Here is a 16,757-nt window from a genome sequence, read left to right as displayed (position 1 = left end):
AAAGCGAACCGTTCGGTTCGCTTTTTTTGTTCTATTAAATGCCAGATTTCGCGAGATACGACGCCATTTCTTCTTCTGGCACCATGCCTCCGCCTGTCGCCCAAACTAAGTGGGTGGCATTGTTCATCTTGTCTGGGCTGAACTGCATGCGCTCCATGTAGTCACTCTCGCTTGCCAGTATTACAGGGCCAATCATACCTGCTAACGCTGAGGGTTCTAATTGAATGCTTTCCGATTGATTGAGTTGCCCTAACAAGCGATACATTCTCTGGTCGGAAATGGTGAAGTAGCCATCCAATAACCTCTCCATAGCGCGGCCTACAAAACCAGAAGCGCGGCCCACAGCTAGGCCATCCGCGGCAGTTATGTTATCAATACCGATATCTTGAACGCTGATTTCATCGTGAAGCTGAGTGTGCACGCCAAGAAGCATGCATGGGGAGTGGGTTGGTTCGGCGAAGATACAATGCACATGATCGCCAAACGCTAATTTGAGCCCGAATGCCACCCCACCAGGGCCACCGCCAACACCACAGGGTAGATAAACGAATAATGGATGTTCGGCATCGACTTGGACTCCACTGTCTTCAAACTGTTTCTTAAGCCGTTCGCCCGCGACGGAGTAGCCCAAAAACAGCGAGCGAGAGTTTTCGTCATCAATGAAAAAACAGTTGGGATCTTTCCCGGCTTCTTTTCGCCCTTGTGCGACTGCGACGCCATAGTCTTGCTCGTACTCGACAACGTTAACCCCATTGGAGCGTAGTTTGTTTTTCTTCCATTCCTTGGCGTCGGCAGACATATGAACACTGACTGAAAAGCCCAACTTGGCGCTGATGATACCAATCGACATACCAAGGTTGCCAGTAGAGCCTACTGCAACACTGTATTGTGAGAAGAAATCACGAAATGTATCGCTGTCCAATTTACTGTAGTCGTCACTCTTACTCAGTAACCCAGCCTCGATCGCAAGTGTTTCTGCCAGCACCAAAATTTCATAGATCCCACCACGCGCTTTGATCGAGCCGGAAATCGGCAGGTGGCTGTCTTTTTTCAGCAGCAAACGCCCGCAGATTGGCTTTTGGTATTCTTGCTCCAGCAAGCGTTTCATCGCAGAGATTTCAACGACTTCAGACTCGATAATGCCGTTGGTTTTAGCGGTTTCTGGAAACACTTGTTCGAGATAAGGCGCGAATCGCTTTAGTCGATCACTGGCGTCTTTAACATCATTGGCATCGAGTCCCACGTAGGGCAAACCTTGTTCTAGGCTCGTGATAGATGGATTAAACCAAGCGGTTTCCTCTAGCGCGATAAGCTGATTTAGCAAAGGGTATTGCTTGGTCAGTGTGTGGACATCAATCGTCATCGTAAATCCCTGTTGGTGAGCACTATGGTGAGCTAAGTGAATTGCTAAAGCCGCCCATAAATCGCTGGTGGCTTAGTCCTATTAGACCTATGCGAGTAAACGATGACAACTGATGATTTTTCACTTTAGTGTGAATTATATTGAATCAAAATATACCTATAATTCTTCTTGTGTGAATTTGTGTCCGGTATAACGCCTTTGAGCCGTTCATTGATTTACAATCACACGCTACTTATTGATCAAAGCTGAATTCAAACCATGTACACAAAAGAGAACCTATTTTCTGGGCAAAGCCGTGTTAACAGCTTTCAACTTTCCAAACTTCATACCTTTGAAGTGGCGGCGAGACACGGCTCGTTTTCGTTGGCGGCGGAAGAGTTATCGCTTACACCCAGTGCGATTTCGCATCGAATCAATAAGTTGGAAGTAGATATAGGTATTCAACTGTTTAAACGTACTCACAGGAAGATAACCCTGACAGAAGAGGGCGTTCGCATTTATCAATCGCTGCAAAAAGCGCTCAATGAATTGAACCAAGAAATCTTTGATGTTAAGAGTGGCGATGTATCTGGCCCACTAACGGTTTATTCACGGCCGTCCTTTGCTCAGTGTTGGTTAGTACCGCGGATACACGACTTTAACCAGCGTTATCCAGATATAGAGCTCAGACTATTAACCGGGAACGAGAACGTTGATTTTCAAGGTTATGGCATCGATGTGGCGATTTACTTCGACGAACACAGGCCAAAGAAACTGCATTGCGAAACTCTATTTCAGGAAACGATAATTCCTGTTTGTTCCAGTGAGTACGCCGCAAGGTTTGATTTGCATGGATCAATTCATAACCTAGCGAACACCACGTTACTGCATGACAATCAGGCGTGGGATTACGACTCGAACGATGATGAATGGCAAGGGTGGGCAAAGGCTAACGGGATTAAAAGCTTGTTGAGCCAATCGAGTATTGGTTTCGACCGTTCAGACTTAGCCGTGGTGGCTGCGACTAACCATGCTGGTATTGCCATGGGGCGTTGCAGCTTGGTGCAAAACCAGCTTTTATCGGGTGAACTCATTACGCCATTTACCGGTACGGAAGTACCATGCAAACAAAGCTATTATGCTGCAACACTACCGACAAGGCGCAGTGAGAAAGTGACGCTGTTTATCGAATGGCTGAAGTCTCAAACGTAGCAATAAAAAAGGCGTGTTGAAAGGGTTAGCTTTAACACGCCTTGAATGTTCATGGATTACCAATCAGGCGAAGCGGATTGAGTTTTCTATCTCAACGCCATTATTCGGCGTTGGCTGTTGAAGTATTGTTTTGCTTCTTTTCGTTTCGAGCTAACCAGATAAGCGGCACCACGATCATTGCTGTGCCAATCACCATGGCTAAATCGGGCATTTCACCAAACCAGATCAAACCTACGCCAACTGCTCCAAGCAAACCGCTGTATTCGGCACTGGCGATTTTATTGCTTTCTGCCGAGCGGTACGTCACCACGCATATTGCCGCGTAAATAAGAATAAAACTGCTTGAACCCGCGGCGGTGATCAGCGGTGACCAATCCCATTCACGGCCCTCCCAAATAGCAAGCCCAAGTGAGGCCGGAATTCCTGCTAAATTGGTGAGCAATAATGTTTGCGCCACGGTTTGGTGCTTAGGCAGTTTACGGATCAATAAGTTATTGCTGGCAATGGTTAACGCTACGATAAGCGCTGCAATGGCAGCCCAATCGAACTCGGTTGGACGAATGATGACAAGAACGCCCAGAAAGCCAAATATACCCGCCGCGATGGAGTAACGGTTAAGCTGTTCTTTGAAAAATACCAATGCTAACGGCAGCATCATCAAAGGTGCAGCATAGAAAATGGCGTTGGCCGTCGCCAATGGCATTGCATTGATGGCAAACACCATAAAGATCGCGCCCAGCAACCATATGTGCGCGCGCAGGGCGTGCCATTTCAGTCCATCAGTGAAACTCTTTTTACTCACGCCATAACAAAAAGGCAGCAGAATCAGCACAGCCGTTAACTGTCTAAAAAAGACAAATTGAAACACAGCGGTGTCTTCGCCCAAGGTTTTAATTAAGGCATCAGAGAAAACCGCAATAAGGTTACCGACAATGAGTAAACCCATTGCCATTCCAACAGACATTGTAGGCATGACGAAGCTCCTATCATTGACTGACGCGTGTTCAGTGTGAGTGAAAAAGAAAGTAAAGAACTATGATGGCGTAAGCTTAATGCATAAAATCGCTTCATATATAATGATAAAAATTTACTTAGTATGAGCTCAACTAATAATGAAATTACCTCCTCTGAGAGCAATACAATGTTTCGAATCGGTTGCTCGTTTAAACAGTTTTTCTCAGGCCGCGATAGCGCTTCACGTAACGCAAAGTGCGGTGAGTCATCAGGTTCGTTTGTTGGAAGAATACCTAGGTGAAACCTTGTTTGTTCGCCAAGGAAGAAACTTGTCGCTAACCCCAATAGGCGAGCGTTACTACGAAGAGGTATCCCATTCTTTGCAGAACATCGCGCAAGCGAGCCACCAGATTCGCGAAGGAGAGAGCGGAAAAATCCGCTTGGCCATGTACAGTTCTTTGGCGGTGAAATGGTTGGTGCCAAGGCTGGAAAATTTGCGCCAGCAGCATCCAGAAATCGACTTGACTCTCACCATGGTGGCTGATGAACCTGAGTTTTCGGATCAAGTGGCCGACTGCTTTATCACAGCCTATCCGCCAAAGAAAAACTATGTGAGCGATTTTCTCTATAAAGAGCAGTTGTACCCGTTCTGCAGCCAAAAGGTGTGGCAGAGAATTGAAGATAAACCTTTGCCAGAGGCGCTATGGGATCAGCCGCTACTTTCAGTAAGCTCGATATTCAAGGAAAGCGGTGAAGCGAAAGACTGGCTTCAATGGTGTGAACGTGGTGGTTTCAGCCTACCGAGCGATGTGAAAATCAGCCAATTCAGCCATATGGTGTTGGCCGCCGAAGCAGTCAAATATCACCAAGGCATTGCGTTTTTGAACGACTACTTCCTTAACGACCAAGACCTCCAACAAAACCTAGTTCGCATCCCAATGCACGATTTACCGACCGGCGACAATATGTACTTTGTTTACAAGAAATCGAGAGCCAAACAGTTCGAAATTAAAACGTTAGGTCACTGGCTAAAGCAACAATGTTTTGATTATGAGTAAACAGTAATATTGACGAAAATCGACTTTCGTAACACTCGCTCAAATAGAAATGGGTGCGAGATAGAGAATCTATACATTGGGCATTTTGGGGCAGTGTGAGCCAGCCTAAGTTACTGTTAATATTGGTATGGTACGAAGTGTGGTTTAAGTGCCTAGGGAACTAGACAGAATAATTCTGCATTTAAACGCAGAAATATTCTGTCTAATAACTGTTAGGCTATTGGGAGAGTTCATTGTTCGAAGTTGGTAAAATCTATAACCGTCGCTCTGATATTCACGGTGTATACAAAGGTCAACAGTATGGGGGGATCGCTACGCCAGCTAATCATCCTTATGTATTTATATTTACCAGTGATGCTGGTGAAGAGTTCGGCTATTCCGATGGTTTTGGCCCTGATGGTACGTTTAGGTATACAGGAGAAGGCCAAGAAGGTGATATGCAGATGGCAAAAGGTAATTTGGCAATCTTCGAGCACCAGGAAAACAAAAAAGAAATCTTGTTGTTTGAGTCGACGACAAAAGGCTTTGTGCGTTTTGTGGGAGTATGTAGCTACATTGAACATCATATCGAGCAGCGACCTGACAAAAACGGTCAACTTCGAGATGCTTTAATTTTTCACTTGGATGTACTTCCGCAATCAAGGCTTCCGGGAGTAGTAAATGGAAAGGCTCTTTATTTAACCAAACCGACTAAAAGCAAATCACTTAAACAATTGCGCGATATTGCTACAGCTGTGACCCCGAACGATGTGGACGTAAAAGAACAAATTGCTCATGTCCGTTATCGCAGTGAGGCTATAAAGTTATATGTTAAAAAGCGCGCAAATGGGGTTTGTGAAGGTTGCAGAAGCAAGTCACCCTTTGAAACTAAGGCTGGACCTTATCTGGAAGTCCATCATTTAACTAGGCTTGCTGACGGTGGTGCTGACTGCCCGGAAAATGTTATTGCTCTATGTCCTACATGTCATAGGAGAGCGCATTATTCAATCGACAACAAAGAATTCAACGATCAGTTGTCAAGAATAGCCCTTAGCATTGAAGAAAAAATCGCTCAACAAAGCATTTAAGAGTAATTCGCAACGCTTGGCAATTTCGCTTCGCTCAAGTATAGCCAAACGCGGCTCACACCTTAACAGGACGTTATCTAAATGGAGAGAAATCAGCAATGAAGTTTAGAAAGTACAATCCGAAAGACAAGCAAGCATTAGTCGATATTTTGCTATCAAATTGTCCTAAATACTTCATAGAAAGTGATCAATCGGATTTAATCGACTTCTTAGACAATTATGCTGACGACAACTATTTAGTCGTTGAAGCTCAAGATCAAATCATTGGATGCGGTGGTCATTACACCAAAGGCAATATCCATGGAATCGCTTGGGTTATGTTTCGTCATGGATCTCTTGGGTATCGTCAGTTGTTACCAACAGTAGACGCATTTTATCGAGAAATTGACAGTCGCATACGAGCAGAGGGCAACTTGTATGACATCCACATATCCACCACTCAGCTGATGGAAAAGTTGTTTAATCGTTATGGTTTTAAAACAGTTTCAGTTATCAAAAATGGCTTTGGTTTAGGGTTGCATCAGTACGATATGGTTAAGTCGTTTACACGTTGAGAAATCTGCCAACAAAAGATTTTAGAGTGATCCCCAACATTTGGTGTTTTTTGCTATGTGTCGCGTGTTTAAGACGGTATGAAGAACCTTTGATATTGTGTTGCTCATCTCATGATGTCGCTTAATGTGTTATTTTGCCGTCGGGCAAGAATACAAGGATTATCTATGTTTATCGTCTCTTTGACCTATCAGGTGCCTCTAGAACAAGTCGATGCTTTTATTGCTGAGCATGTGGAATACCTCGATGAGCAATATGCAAAAGGCCACTTCATTCTATCTGGCCGCAAAGAACCAAGAACAGGTGGTATTATCATTTCCACAGTTCGCGACCGAAATAAATTGAATGAGGTACTCGCTCAAGACCCTTTTCACAGGGAAGGCTTAGCAAGTTATGAGGTAACAGAAATGGTGCCAACCAAAGCGTCAGAAAGATTAGGGTTCCTCGTTTAGCATTTGGTGTATAACAAAAGACTACAGCAACCACTCTCGAACAATGAAAAGGCGAACCGTATGGTTCGCCTTTTGCTGGTTAGTACTCAGCTGTGATGATTACTTGCCCAGTAATGCCAATAGTTCATCAACAGAGGGTAATGCTGTCATGGCACCTTTTTGAGTGGTAGCGAGCGCGCCGCAACCATTGCCCCAACATATCGCAGCTTCAATATCATCCCACGAGCGCCATTGCTGAGTTTGAGACAGCTTTGCCAGTAAGCCACCGACAAATGCATCGCCGGCACCAGTAGTATCAATCACCTTGTCGATTTTCGAACCTGAAATCAGCCTACGTTCGCCACCAAACAAGGCTAATGCACCTTCAGGGCCTAAAGTGATCAGCACTAATTTGTTGGTTTGCTTTTCAAACATGGCTAATGCCTGTTCAAGCTCGCTCGTATCTGTAAGAAACAAGAGCTCTTCTTCAGAGAATTTCACCACGTCGGCAAGCTCTACGGCTTTCATTACTGCTGGCTTAATTTCAGCTTGGTTAGGCCATACTTCGTCACGTAAGTTCGGGTCGAAGCTGACGTAACCGCCCGCCGCCTTGATACGGTTCATGGCTTCAAAGGTTGCACCGCGAGAAGGCTCGTTAGCCAATGCAATGGAGCAGCTGTGCATCCATTGATTTGCTGAAAACTCAGGGATATCTTGCTCGGCAAAGAACTGGTCGGCACTGGGTTTGACCATAAAGGTAAAACTGCGCTCGCCAGTGTCGTCCAAATCCACGATGACTGTCGAGGTGCGTTGTTCGTCGTCGAGTAGCATCTTGTCTGTGCAGACTCCCTCGGTTTTTAGGGTTTCTTTCATGAAGCGTCCAAGCGGATCTTGCCCAACACGGCCGAAGAAGGCAGCATCACCTTTTAAGCGAGCGATCGCGACAGCAACATTGGCTGGTGCACCGCCAGGGCATTTTAAGTAACTGCTGTCGTCTAATGGGATAAGATCGACGACTGCATCGCCCGTAACCCAAACCTTGTTCATTTTCATAGTGTGACCCTTAACCTTGAGTGTCTTGAAGTTAGAATGCTTATCGATGAGCGAGGTAAAGACTTAGAATTCGTAGAATAGGCGAATTCGAGCACCAAAGTCATCTTCTTCTGCGAAGTTGTCTACACTGGCTTGTTGGGTGAGCTTATTGTCGACCGTAGTATAGTAAGTGCCCCAATAAGATTGAGAAATCTTGTATCTCTAGCACGTCATTGAACGCATACGACGCATACCAAGTCGAAACGTTCACATCACCTTCAGCCCAACCTGCGAACTCTTTGTTCTCGTATTCGTTCATTGAGTGGATGTAGCCAAGGCCAATATTGTTCCAAAGAGCATTCGCACCGAACGACAGGTTGTTCTCATCTACCGCATCTAAGTAAGCCACGTTCGCGTTAACTACCCAGTCACCGCTGGTCCAGTTACCTGTTAGGCCATAACCTGTACGGTCTGAAATATCCACACCATTTGGCAACAATAGCGTCTGACACTAGGTTAGTTTCAACAGATGCTGCAATACGGAAATCGTTCATCTGGTACGCAACCACTGGGCGGACTAGGAATGAATCTTTCGCTGAATCGATGGTTTGGCCGTGGTAAGAGCCGCCAACACCGCCATCGAATAGGTTAGAGCGGTCGCCCAGCATAGCACCCACTTCTACATACAAGTTGCCGAAATCTTGGTAGTACATGATTTGGCCATCAGAGCCGCGGCCACGTGCTTCTTTCGCTTGGTAAGTGTAAGCCGAGCCATCGCTGTACAAGTCGTTTGCAGTGTCGCCAGAGTACTCTAGGAATACATCCAAGCCGACAGGGAACATGTCGTAAGCTTCAAAGCGACCTGCTTTGATTGCCCAAGACTCTTTCTTACCAAATTCAAAGTACGCGTCATCGAGTGCGATATTGCCTGTACTTTCAAATAGCGGCTGGGCTTTAACCCCAACGAAGTGACCGTTGCTCGAGTACTTCTCTCCGGCAAATTCAATCAGTACACGGCCGTCTTGGTTAAATTCACTGTTGTCTGCGGCGTTTGATTCGCGGTCTTGGTAGTTGAAGTTTAGCTCTACGTTACCGCCGACTGAAAAATTCCCTTCTTCGTTATCTACGATGCTGATCCCTGCATTTGCCGTCATTGCGGTTGAAACGAAAATAGCTGCTGCTGAAAGCTTAAAGGTGTTTTTCATGAGGATACCTATGTTTAATCGTTGGCCCTTATTCAGGGCCTTGGTTTGGCTGTTGAAGTGGTTCTAATGCCACTTATTGTTGTGGTATTCGGCTAAGCGACCGAATTAGAAGCATTGAATTGGAGACAAGTAGTGCAAGGTTGCGCTGGCGTCTTCAATTTCTAGCGTGTTTAAATCGTCAATAAAGATGCGAGAGGTGAACACGGTTTTGCCGCTGTCTGCGAAGATCTCAATCGCTGAGTTATCTACGAAGATACGAATGCGTTGCGCCTGTTCTACGCGCTGGGCGTAACGAACGGTGCCATAAGCTTCTGCGTGAACGTGAGAGACATGGGTCCTGTCTAAAGTAAACTCTTCACTGTTACCGCTAAACACCATGCGCTCGCCCGCTGCGTTAGCAAACGCGACAGAGAATGTTTCGTTAACATCCAGCTCCAGTTCAAATGCGCGTGAGGTTAGCTCTACAGATTCGTTTACCGTTTCCGTGCTGCTGCGCAGAGCTTCTAGCTCTTTTAGCGGAGCTTGGATCAGGTAGTCGCCTTCGATGGTCAGCTCACGAGGTAGGGTGAACATGTGCGCCCAGTTGTTTTTGTCGGTTGGGTAGTCACTCTTAGAGTTACCTAGCCAGCCAATTAGGATTCTGCGCTGTTGGTTGTCTAGATAGGTTTGCGGCGCGTAGAAGTCGAAGCCTTTATCTAGCTCGCGATAACCTTGGTTGTTGAACTCTTGAGTATCGAAGTTGATGCGATCACCCACCATGTACACCACAGAGAAAACGTTCTTGAGATCGTATTTGTTATCTGAGCTCACGCCTTGTGGTGAGAAGATGTAAACGCCTTTGTCATCTTGCTCGTAGTAGTTCGGGCACTCCCACATGAAGCCAAAGTCATTCAAACCTACATCAATGTTGCCCACGTATTCGTAGTCATTAATCGCATTGCCACGGTAGTAAGCCAATTTGCCTTTTTCGTCATGGCCTTGAGCGCCAATCAGCATGTGGTATTCGCCATCGCGGTCAACCAAGATAGGGTCGCGGAACTCAGACGTGTAAGACTCGAAATTCACATCAACCACAATGCCTTTTTTGTCTATCTTGCCGTCTTTGTCCATCACTGCCATCACTTGTGTTGGGAAGCGGTTCTGCTCGTCGTCCAGTAGATTCGCGGTGTAGAACAAGTAAAGCTCGTCACCTTGTGGCACCGCAACACCTGTGTAGCAGCCATGGTGGTCGTATGTTTTATCTGGATACATTGCGATGCCGCGATCGGTAAAGTTCACAAAGTCTTTAGTGGATACGTGGTACCAGTGTTTTAAACCATGTACTGGGCCCAAGGGGAACCATTGATAAAACAGGTGGTGTTCACCGTTGAAATAGCTCAGGCCATTTGGGTCGTTCAACAAACCGTGTTTAGGGGCAACGTGGTATGTTGGATAAAATGGGTCGGTTTGTGTCGTGCGTTCGATTTCCGCTAGGTACTCAGAACTGACTTCATCGATTCGTACAAAACGATTCTGACGGTTAGAAAAATCCATAGAGACTCCTAGGAGAGCAGGGCTCTCCCATCAAAAAACAGTATAAAAAGGAATGAGTTAGGTTCTGATTACTTGCTAGCTAGCGTTTCTGGTTCTTTGTAGAACAGCTTGGTAAGAGCAAACGCGGTAATTGCGCCAATCAGCATGACAACAATGTACATACCTAAGCCACCACCAAGATAAAGTAGGATGCCCGGCAGCATAGTTGCGCCTGTACCTGCTGAGCCAATGCCCGCAATAGCGCCGATACAGCCACCAATCGCACCGCCCACGCAGCCGTATAGGAATGGTTTAACGCGTGGTAGCGTCACCGCAAACATGGCTGGCTCTGTGATACCAAATAGCGCGGGAAGCGTGGCTCCAAACATGCCTGAACGTTTGACTTTATTGGTTTGCATAGTCACTACAGCCATCGCTGCACCAAACTGACCAGCGATTGCTGCCGTGCCTAGTGGGTTGATGAAGTCGAAACCTGTGTCTGTCACCATCGCTATAGTGATTGGCACGATGGTGTGGTGCATACCGGTTACGGCCATAAATTGGATTGCGCCACCGTAAATTAGGCCGCCAATGCCGTATGGAATCTGCAAGAAGTATAGGACGGCTTCAGTGATCAGTTTTTCTACGCCAAGAAGAATCGGGCCAACGAACACTAAACCTGCAATTAGCGACACCAACAGAGTGATGAATGGGGTAAGGATAAGATCCAATACCTCTGGAACGTATTTGCGAGAGGTGCGCTCAACCATCGCGGCAAACCAACCCATAAACACCGCTGGAAGAATTGAGCTTTGCAAGCCAGTGACGGCAATATCAAAGCCCATAAACGGAATCATCAACGCTTCAGCGTTACCAAATGCGACGTCCCATTTGCTGGCGAGTTGCGGTGCTACGAGCATCAAACCAAGCACGATACCGAGAACAGGATTACCGCCAAACACACGCATGGCCGACCATGTGACCAATACTGGAATGAAGATAAAGGCGGTGTCGGTCAGAACCTGAGACAAGATGTTTAGTTGAGGTGAAAGCTCAACACCAAACCCATTAACTAGCAGGCCACGTAAGCCCATTAGCAAACCAGTTGCGACTAACGCTGGGATGATTGCGACGAAAATATCAGAGAATGTGCGAGTGACTGCTTGGAACGTGCTGACTTTGTCTTTTTTCTCTTCAGGCTGAGCCGTTTCTTCGGTTGGGTTATTGCCTTTCATGATAGCGAACACTTTGCCGACGAAGCCTGTACCCAAGATCACTTGGTGCTGGCCGTTTTGAAAGAAGTAACCGTGCACTCCTTCTGTTGCACTGAGTCCTTCAGCGTCTACTTTCGTATCGTCCTTGGCGACAACACGCAGCCGTGTTGCACAATGATTAAGCTGAGCGATGTTCGCCTCTCCACCGAGTAAGGCCATAACGGTATTCGCTACAACGTTCGCATCTCGCGCCATAAATTTCGTCTCCTAAGAGTGCAAAGAAATATCAACCTGTATTTAACTTGTATTTACGATAATACAAGTTAGATACAGGTTGTATTTTTCCTTTCCATTTTTTGTCATTCGTCACACTTGTTATTGTTCAAAAATGCATAAGGTTGCTTACTTTTTTGGAAAGAGCTGGTTGTTCCGTTGCGTCATTCACCCCGAACACCCGTCACTATGCTACGAATCCTGCTTTTTGAAATCGCTGGATATATCACTGTCGATAAATAAAAAAATAGCCCACATTTGTGGGCTATTAAGTGTTCAATTAGATTCGAGCGGTGATTTCAAAGTCATACAAGCTCGATTTGTAATACACGATGGAGTATTCGTAGACCTGCCGTTCTTCACAGAAGTTCTGCGATTGGTTAATTAATATGGGCTCTAGCTTATCGGCCGCTAACAGGCGTTGAGCATCGGTATCGGGCAGGGAAGGAATGAGCTTTTGTTGGGTTTTAACCATCTCAATTCCATGGCGGTTTAAGTACTCAAATTTAGAGCCTTCTAGGTCTTCTTTAGTCAGATTCGGTAGTAGAACACGAGGAATGTAAAATTCTTCATAGGACACCACCTGATCTTCGATTAAGCGCAATCGGCGCGCGAAATTCACAGGTTCACCTTGTTGAATGTTCAGCTTTTCCGCCACAAGATCCGACGCTGGCATAACCTGAAAGTCATCCACAATGTTTTGCGCCTCTAAACCAGACCCTGCCGCTTCTTTGGCAAAGCCAGACATAGATAGAAAGTCGTGCCTCAGTTTGTTGGGTTTTACAAAGCTGCCTTTGCCTTTTTCGGAGAAGATGTAGCCAAGTTCAGTCAGTTGCTGCAGCGCTTTGCGCACCGTGACACGGCTAACTTCAAGCACTTCCACCAATTGATTTTCAGAAGGCAGCTTACTCCCTGCAGGGTAGGTGCCTTTGTCTATCTCTTGCTTAATTTTTTCGGCAACTTGTACATACAAGGGCTGGAGATTTTTTTGGTCGAATAGCTCAGTCATAATGGTGTGTAAGCAATCGCTCCCTAGCGAAAAGTGCTCTAAAAACAGAGCGCTGAAGATCTTATTGTAATGAAATCATGTGCGATAAGCCACGGGAGATATATCGGTATGGAGCCCAGTTGGCGCAATTACACATGGCCCGTATCCCGAGCTATATGGATGGCTACACCAAAGAGAAGACATAAAACAAAAGGCGAACCTCATGGTTCGCCTTTTCTGATAACGCAGTACTAATCTCTTAGATGTTTAAACTGAAGCTCAACCAAGCGTTGGTAAAGTTCGCAGCTATTGATTAGCGATTGGTGGTCGCCGACGTCGACCAATTGGCCTTGGTCGAGCACGGCGATTTGGTCGGCGTGCTTGATGGTTGATAAGCGGTGGGCAATGATAATCGTTGTTCTGCCGCGCATCAGCTCTTCCAGTGCTTGCTGCACGTGGTGTTCGCTTTCACTGTCTAACGCGCTGGTGGCTTCGTCTAAGAGTAGGATATTAGGGTCTTTTAATATGGCACGTGCTATGGCGATGCGTTGGCGTTGGCCACCAGAAAGTCTTACGCCGCGTTCACCAAGAAAGCTGTTATACCCATCTGGTAGGCTTTGAATGAACTCATGAGCGTGCGCCTTTTTTGCGGCCTCGATAACTTGTTCATCCGTTGCATCTGGGTTCCCGTAGCGAATGTTATGAAACACATCGTTACTGAACAACGCTGGCTGCTGGGGAACAAGGGCCATCTGTTTTCTTAGTTCATTCGGATCGAACTGATTAAGCTCGATACCACCTAACGTTACTTTCCCTTCTTGTGGGTCATAGAAACGTTGCAGCAGTTCGAATAGGGTGGTTTTACCTGCGCCAGAAGGGCCAACTAGCGCTAACACTTTTCCTTCATGTGCGGTGAGTGTCAGGTTGCGCGTTGCTGGTTGATCTGGCCGCGATGGGTAGCAGAAAGTCACTTCATTGAACGCGACTTCTGGCGTTAGGTTTTCTAAAGACGTTGGGTTTTCTACTGGGGCAATGATATGGCTTTCCACTTGGAGGATCTCGACCAAGCGTTCGGTTGCGCCTGCTGCACGTTGTAGCTCGCCCATGACTTCAGAAATTGTACCGAGTGAGGAAGCAACCATAATCGCGTAGAAAACAAACGCCCCCAAGTCACCAGCAGACATAGTGCCGTTGATCACATCGCTGCCACCCACCCAGAGCATGCCAGCAATGGCACTGAATACGATGATAATTACTCCGGAGATAAGAATCGCACGTTGTTTTACTCGCTGGCGGCCAATTTCATACGCCTTTTCTACTTCAAGGGCGAATGATGCTTTTTCTTGGGGTTCTCGGCTATAACTTTGTACCGTTTTGATGTGCTCAATGGCTTCGCCAGCATAAGAACCGACGTCCGACATGGAATCTTGGCTTTGGCGAGATAACGCTCTAACGCGGCGTCCAAATACCAAGATTGGAATTAAGATAAACGGCACGGAGGCGAGCACAATTAAAGTGAGCTTAATATTGGTCGCAAAAAGCATAATGATTGCACCCGCACACATAAGTGCGCTGCGCATCGCCATAGAAAATGATGAACCAATGATGCTTTGAAGCAAGGTGGTATCGGTGGTGATGCGAGACATGATGTCGCCACTACCATTGGTTTCAAAGTAGCTTGGGTGCAGCGTGACGATATGGTTGAACACCGATAAGCGAATATCGGCGCTGACGCGTTCGCCAACAGAAGAAACCAAGTAGAAGCGAAAGAAAGTACCTATTGAAATCAGCACAGTGACCAGCATGATAAATTGAATCGCGCTGCCTAGATCTGATAGGGATTGCTGGCTAAAGCCTTCGTCGATAAGCAGACGAATACCGTGGCCAACCGATAAGGTTAAGCTGGCGGTAAAGACCAATGCAAACAGAGCAGCCACTACGCGGCCTTTATATGGCTTAATGAATTTGAAAAGCTCTAACAGAATGCCGAGGCTTTTTTTCTCGGGCTTGGCGTTTGAGTCGCCGGAACCTTGCTGTTGAGCGCTGAGCGTAGAAGAGACATCGTTTTGCATATGATGGCCTTAGATTGCTTGTCACCTTATAATTGAAGTTATTAAAGCATTTATTGCCCACTAGTGCAGCATAGGAAACAGAGTTTCCAATATTTCCTTATGCAAAAGCGCGTAAGGGGATCGAGAAATAAAGATGAACAGAAGTCAGTCGTTTTGAAATCAATCACTATGATAAGGAAGTGAGTAGTAGCCGCTGGATGGAATGTAGTATAAAATCGAACAGTGTTTTATATTTTTCTGGTTTCTAATGATGTACAGATATTCTTTTGCTTTATTTGGTCTAGCGGCTTCTTTAATTGGTTGTTCTTCAACGAGCGCAGTGTCTGAGCCCGAAGAAGTGATTATCCAAGCGCCTCAAACGGTTGAAGAAGAAGTTGTTGAAGAACAAGTGACTGAGCAAGAAATGACAGAGCAAGACGCGGATCAACAAGAAGTCGTTGAGCAGAAGCTGGTTGAGCAAGAACCAAAACCAAAAAGTATCGATGGGCGAGTACTGCTAGAAAACGAACCGACTAGGCAAGTATTGGGAGCGATAGAAAGCGTGACCGATACGCTCAATGTACTTAGCTTCGGTATTTTTGCGGGTTCGAGAACATAGCTCTTACTCTTCGCACCAAGGTCACCAATTAGCGGTAATATCACGGTTTACGCATCTTTTCTAACACGCTACATTGTGGAGACTTTGAATCTAAGGACGGAATTATGAGCGCTCATCTAAAACAGCTATGTCACACACATCTACCTGGCAACAAAGAAGATTCTCCAGCGGAGCACTTCAAAAAAATGGCGCAGTGGTGTGAAGACAATGACGTTAGCCATGATGTTTATGGTGAGGGCGAAACCATCCAAGCTTTCGAGCAAAAAGTGGCCGACTTACTGGGATATGAAGCCGGCCTTTTTGTTGTTTCAGGAACGATGACGCAGCCTACGGTGCTGGAGTTAGTGACTAAACAAAAGCGTAATCCCGTTGTTGCCATGCACCCATCGAGCCACATCTATGTTCACGAAAGGCAAGGCTATCAACTTCAAAACCGCTTCAATATTTTGCCAATCGGGAACGCATTCCAAACTTGGAAACTCAATGATCTAAAAGCATGGCCTGATGAAATCGCAGCCGTTCTCTACGAGTTGCCGATGCGTGAAATCGGCGGGCAATTGCCTTCATGGGATGAACTGGAAAAAATAAAGAATTACTGCTCTGAAAAGGGTATCCATCTCCATATGGATGGCGCCCGTTTATGGGAAGCTGCGGCTTATTATCAGAAAGATTACAGCCAAATCGCAAAAGGTTTTGATACCACTTACGTTTCGCTTTATAAGGGGGTTAATGGCCTTGGTGGCTCCATGCTGTTGGGCTCGAAAGCGTTTATTGAGCTCGCCTCGATTTGGATGAAACGTCAAGGTGGAAACCTTTATCATCGTACGCCTTACATCGTATCTGCTGCGATGCAGTTTGATGAAAAGCTCGCGAAACTGCCTAAGCTCTTTGAGCGCACAAAACAGATTTACGACCTCATTAGCGAGTTTCCAGAACTGGCGGCTAATCCAACCAAGCCCCAATCCAATATGCTGCACCTGATTCTTCCGTTTAGCTATGAAGAAGCGGTGGAACTGCAGCGCACCTTTGCGACGGAAAAAGGTATTTGGCTGGGCAACCCACAAGTAACTGCGCATCCGAATCAATCAGTGATTGAGTGGTATGTGGGAGACAATTTGTTGGACATTGAGGACGATGAGCTGAGGTCGTTTTTCACTGAGCTGCTTCACGGCTTTAAGTAGGGCTGGAGGCTTGGGGTGGAAGCGCTTCGCAATACTCCCCCTTAGCTTGTGTTTCTCAATAATTCG

Annotated in this window: 14 protein-coding genes and 1 pseudogene; 7 read left to right on the top strand and 8 right to left on the bottom strand. The window is 46.2% G+C overall.

The window, feature by feature from the left end; genetic code table 11:
• Positions 1-34: 34 nt before the first annotated feature.
• A complete protein-coding gene (dsdA, locus tag J4N42_RS20565; RefSeq protein WP_252031796.1) occupies positions 35-1,363 on the bottom strand; it encodes a D-serine ammonia-lyase in 1,329 nt (442 codons plus the stop codon).
• A gap of 258 nt (positions 1,364-1,621) precedes the next feature.
• Between dsdA and dsdC the strand changes: the two genes are divergently transcribed.
• A complete protein-coding gene (dsdC, locus tag J4N42_RS20560; protein ID WP_252031793.1) occupies positions 1,622-2,554 on the top strand; it encodes a DNA-binding transcriptional regulator DsdC in 933 nt (310 codons plus the stop codon).
• 100 nt (positions 2,555-2,654) lie between these two features.
• Here dsdC and J4N42_RS20555 read toward each other — a convergent pair whose 3' ends face one another.
• A complete protein-coding gene (locus J4N42_RS20555; protein WP_252031789.1) occupies positions 2,655-3,527 on the bottom strand; it encodes a DMT family transporter in 873 nt (290 codons plus the stop codon).
• 139 nt (positions 3,528-3,666) lie between these two features.
• Here J4N42_RS20555 and J4N42_RS20550 point away from each other — a divergent pair, with 139 nt between their 5' ends.
• The 4 genes from J4N42_RS20550 to J4N42_RS20535 all read left to right on the top strand — a co-directional run bounded on the left by J4N42_RS20550 (position 3,667) and on the right by J4N42_RS20535 (position 6,637).
• Positions 3,667-4,566 carry a LysR substrate-binding domain-containing protein gene (locus tag J4N42_RS20550; RefSeq protein ID WP_252031787.1) on the top strand — a complete coding sequence of 300 codons (900 nt, stop codon included), beginning with the start codon at positions 3,667-3,669 and terminating at the stop codon, positions 4,564-4,566.
• A gap of 233 nt (positions 4,567-4,799) precedes the next feature.
• Complete coding sequence (locus J4N42_RS20545; protein WP_252031785.1) at positions 4,800-5,633, top strand: HNH endonuclease; 834 nt, start codon at positions 4,800-4,802, stop codon at positions 5,631-5,633.
• Between the two features lie 98 nt (positions 5,634-5,731).
• A complete protein-coding gene (locus J4N42_RS20540; RefSeq protein WP_252031783.1) occupies positions 5,732-6,187 on the top strand; it encodes a GNAT family N-acetyltransferase in 456 nt (151 codons plus the stop codon).
• A 165-nt stretch (positions 6,188-6,352) separates the two neighbouring features.
• Entirely contained in the window at positions 6,353-6,637 is a 285-nt protein-coding gene (locus tag J4N42_RS20535; protein ID WP_252031781.1) for a YciI family protein, read from the top strand.
• Positions 6,638-6,736: 99 nt separating this feature from the next.
• On the opposite strand, the gene cscK is transcribed toward J4N42_RS20535, so the two are convergent.
• From cscK to J4N42_RS20505, 6 genes and pseudogenes are all read right to left on the bottom strand, one after another.
• Positions 6,737-7,663 carry a fructokinase gene (gene cscK, locus J4N42_RS20530; RefSeq protein WP_252034117.1) on the bottom strand — a complete coding sequence of 309 codons (927 nt, stop codon included), beginning with the start codon at positions 7,661-7,663 and terminating at the stop codon, positions 6,737-6,739.
• Between the two features lie 69 nt (positions 7,664-7,732).
• A pseudogene (locus tag J4N42_RS20525) lies at positions 7,733-8,853 on the bottom strand (carbohydrate porin).
• 105 nt (positions 8,854-8,958) lie between these two features.
• Complete coding sequence (locus tag J4N42_RS20520) at positions 8,959-10,386, bottom strand: sucrose-6-phosphate hydrolase (RefSeq protein ID WP_252031779.1); 1,428 nt, start codon at positions 10,384-10,386, stop codon at positions 8,959-8,961.
• Positions 10,387-10,454: 68 nt separating this feature from the next.
• Positions 10,455-11,834 (bottom strand): PTS transporter subunit EIIC, encoded by a 1,380-nt coding sequence (locus J4N42_RS20515; protein ID WP_252031778.1) that lies wholly within the window; start codon positions 11,832-11,834, stop codon positions 10,455-10,457.
• Between the two features lie 298 nt (positions 11,835-12,132).
• Positions 12,133-12,861, bottom strand: coding sequence for a GntR family transcriptional regulator (locus tag J4N42_RS20510; protein WP_252031776.1), 729 nt, complete (start codon positions 12,859-12,861; stop codon positions 12,133-12,135).
• Between the two features lie 230 nt (positions 12,862-13,091).
• On the bottom strand, positions 13,092-14,912 hold the full coding sequence (locus J4N42_RS20505) for an ABC transporter ATP-binding protein/permease (protein ID WP_252031774.1): 1,821 nt from the start codon (positions 14,910-14,912) through the stop codon (positions 13,092-13,094).
• Positions 14,913-15,159: 247 nt separating this feature from the next.
• Here J4N42_RS20505 and J4N42_RS20500 point away from each other — a divergent pair, with 247 nt between their 5' ends.
• Positions 15,160-15,510 carry a hypothetical protein gene (locus J4N42_RS20500; protein WP_252031773.1) on the top strand — a complete coding sequence of 117 codons (351 nt, stop codon included), beginning with the start codon at positions 15,160-15,162 and terminating at the stop codon, positions 15,508-15,510.
• 104 nt (positions 15,511-15,614) lie between these two features.
• Positions 15,615-16,691 carry a threonine aldolase family protein gene (locus J4N42_RS20495; protein ID WP_252031771.1) on the top strand — a complete coding sequence of 359 codons (1,077 nt, stop codon included), beginning with the start codon at positions 15,615-15,617 and terminating at the stop codon, positions 16,689-16,691.
• Positions 16,692-16,757 lie beyond the last annotated feature (66 nt).

It is taken from the genome of Vibrio sp. SCSIO 43135, from assembly GCF_023716665.1.
GTDB classification, from domain to species: domain Bacteria; phylum Pseudomonadota; class Gammaproteobacteria; order Enterobacterales; family Vibrionaceae; genus Vibrio; species Vibrio paucivorans.
Note: the sequence above shows the minus strand (reverse complement) of the source record. Positions and strands in the feature narration are given on the sequence as shown.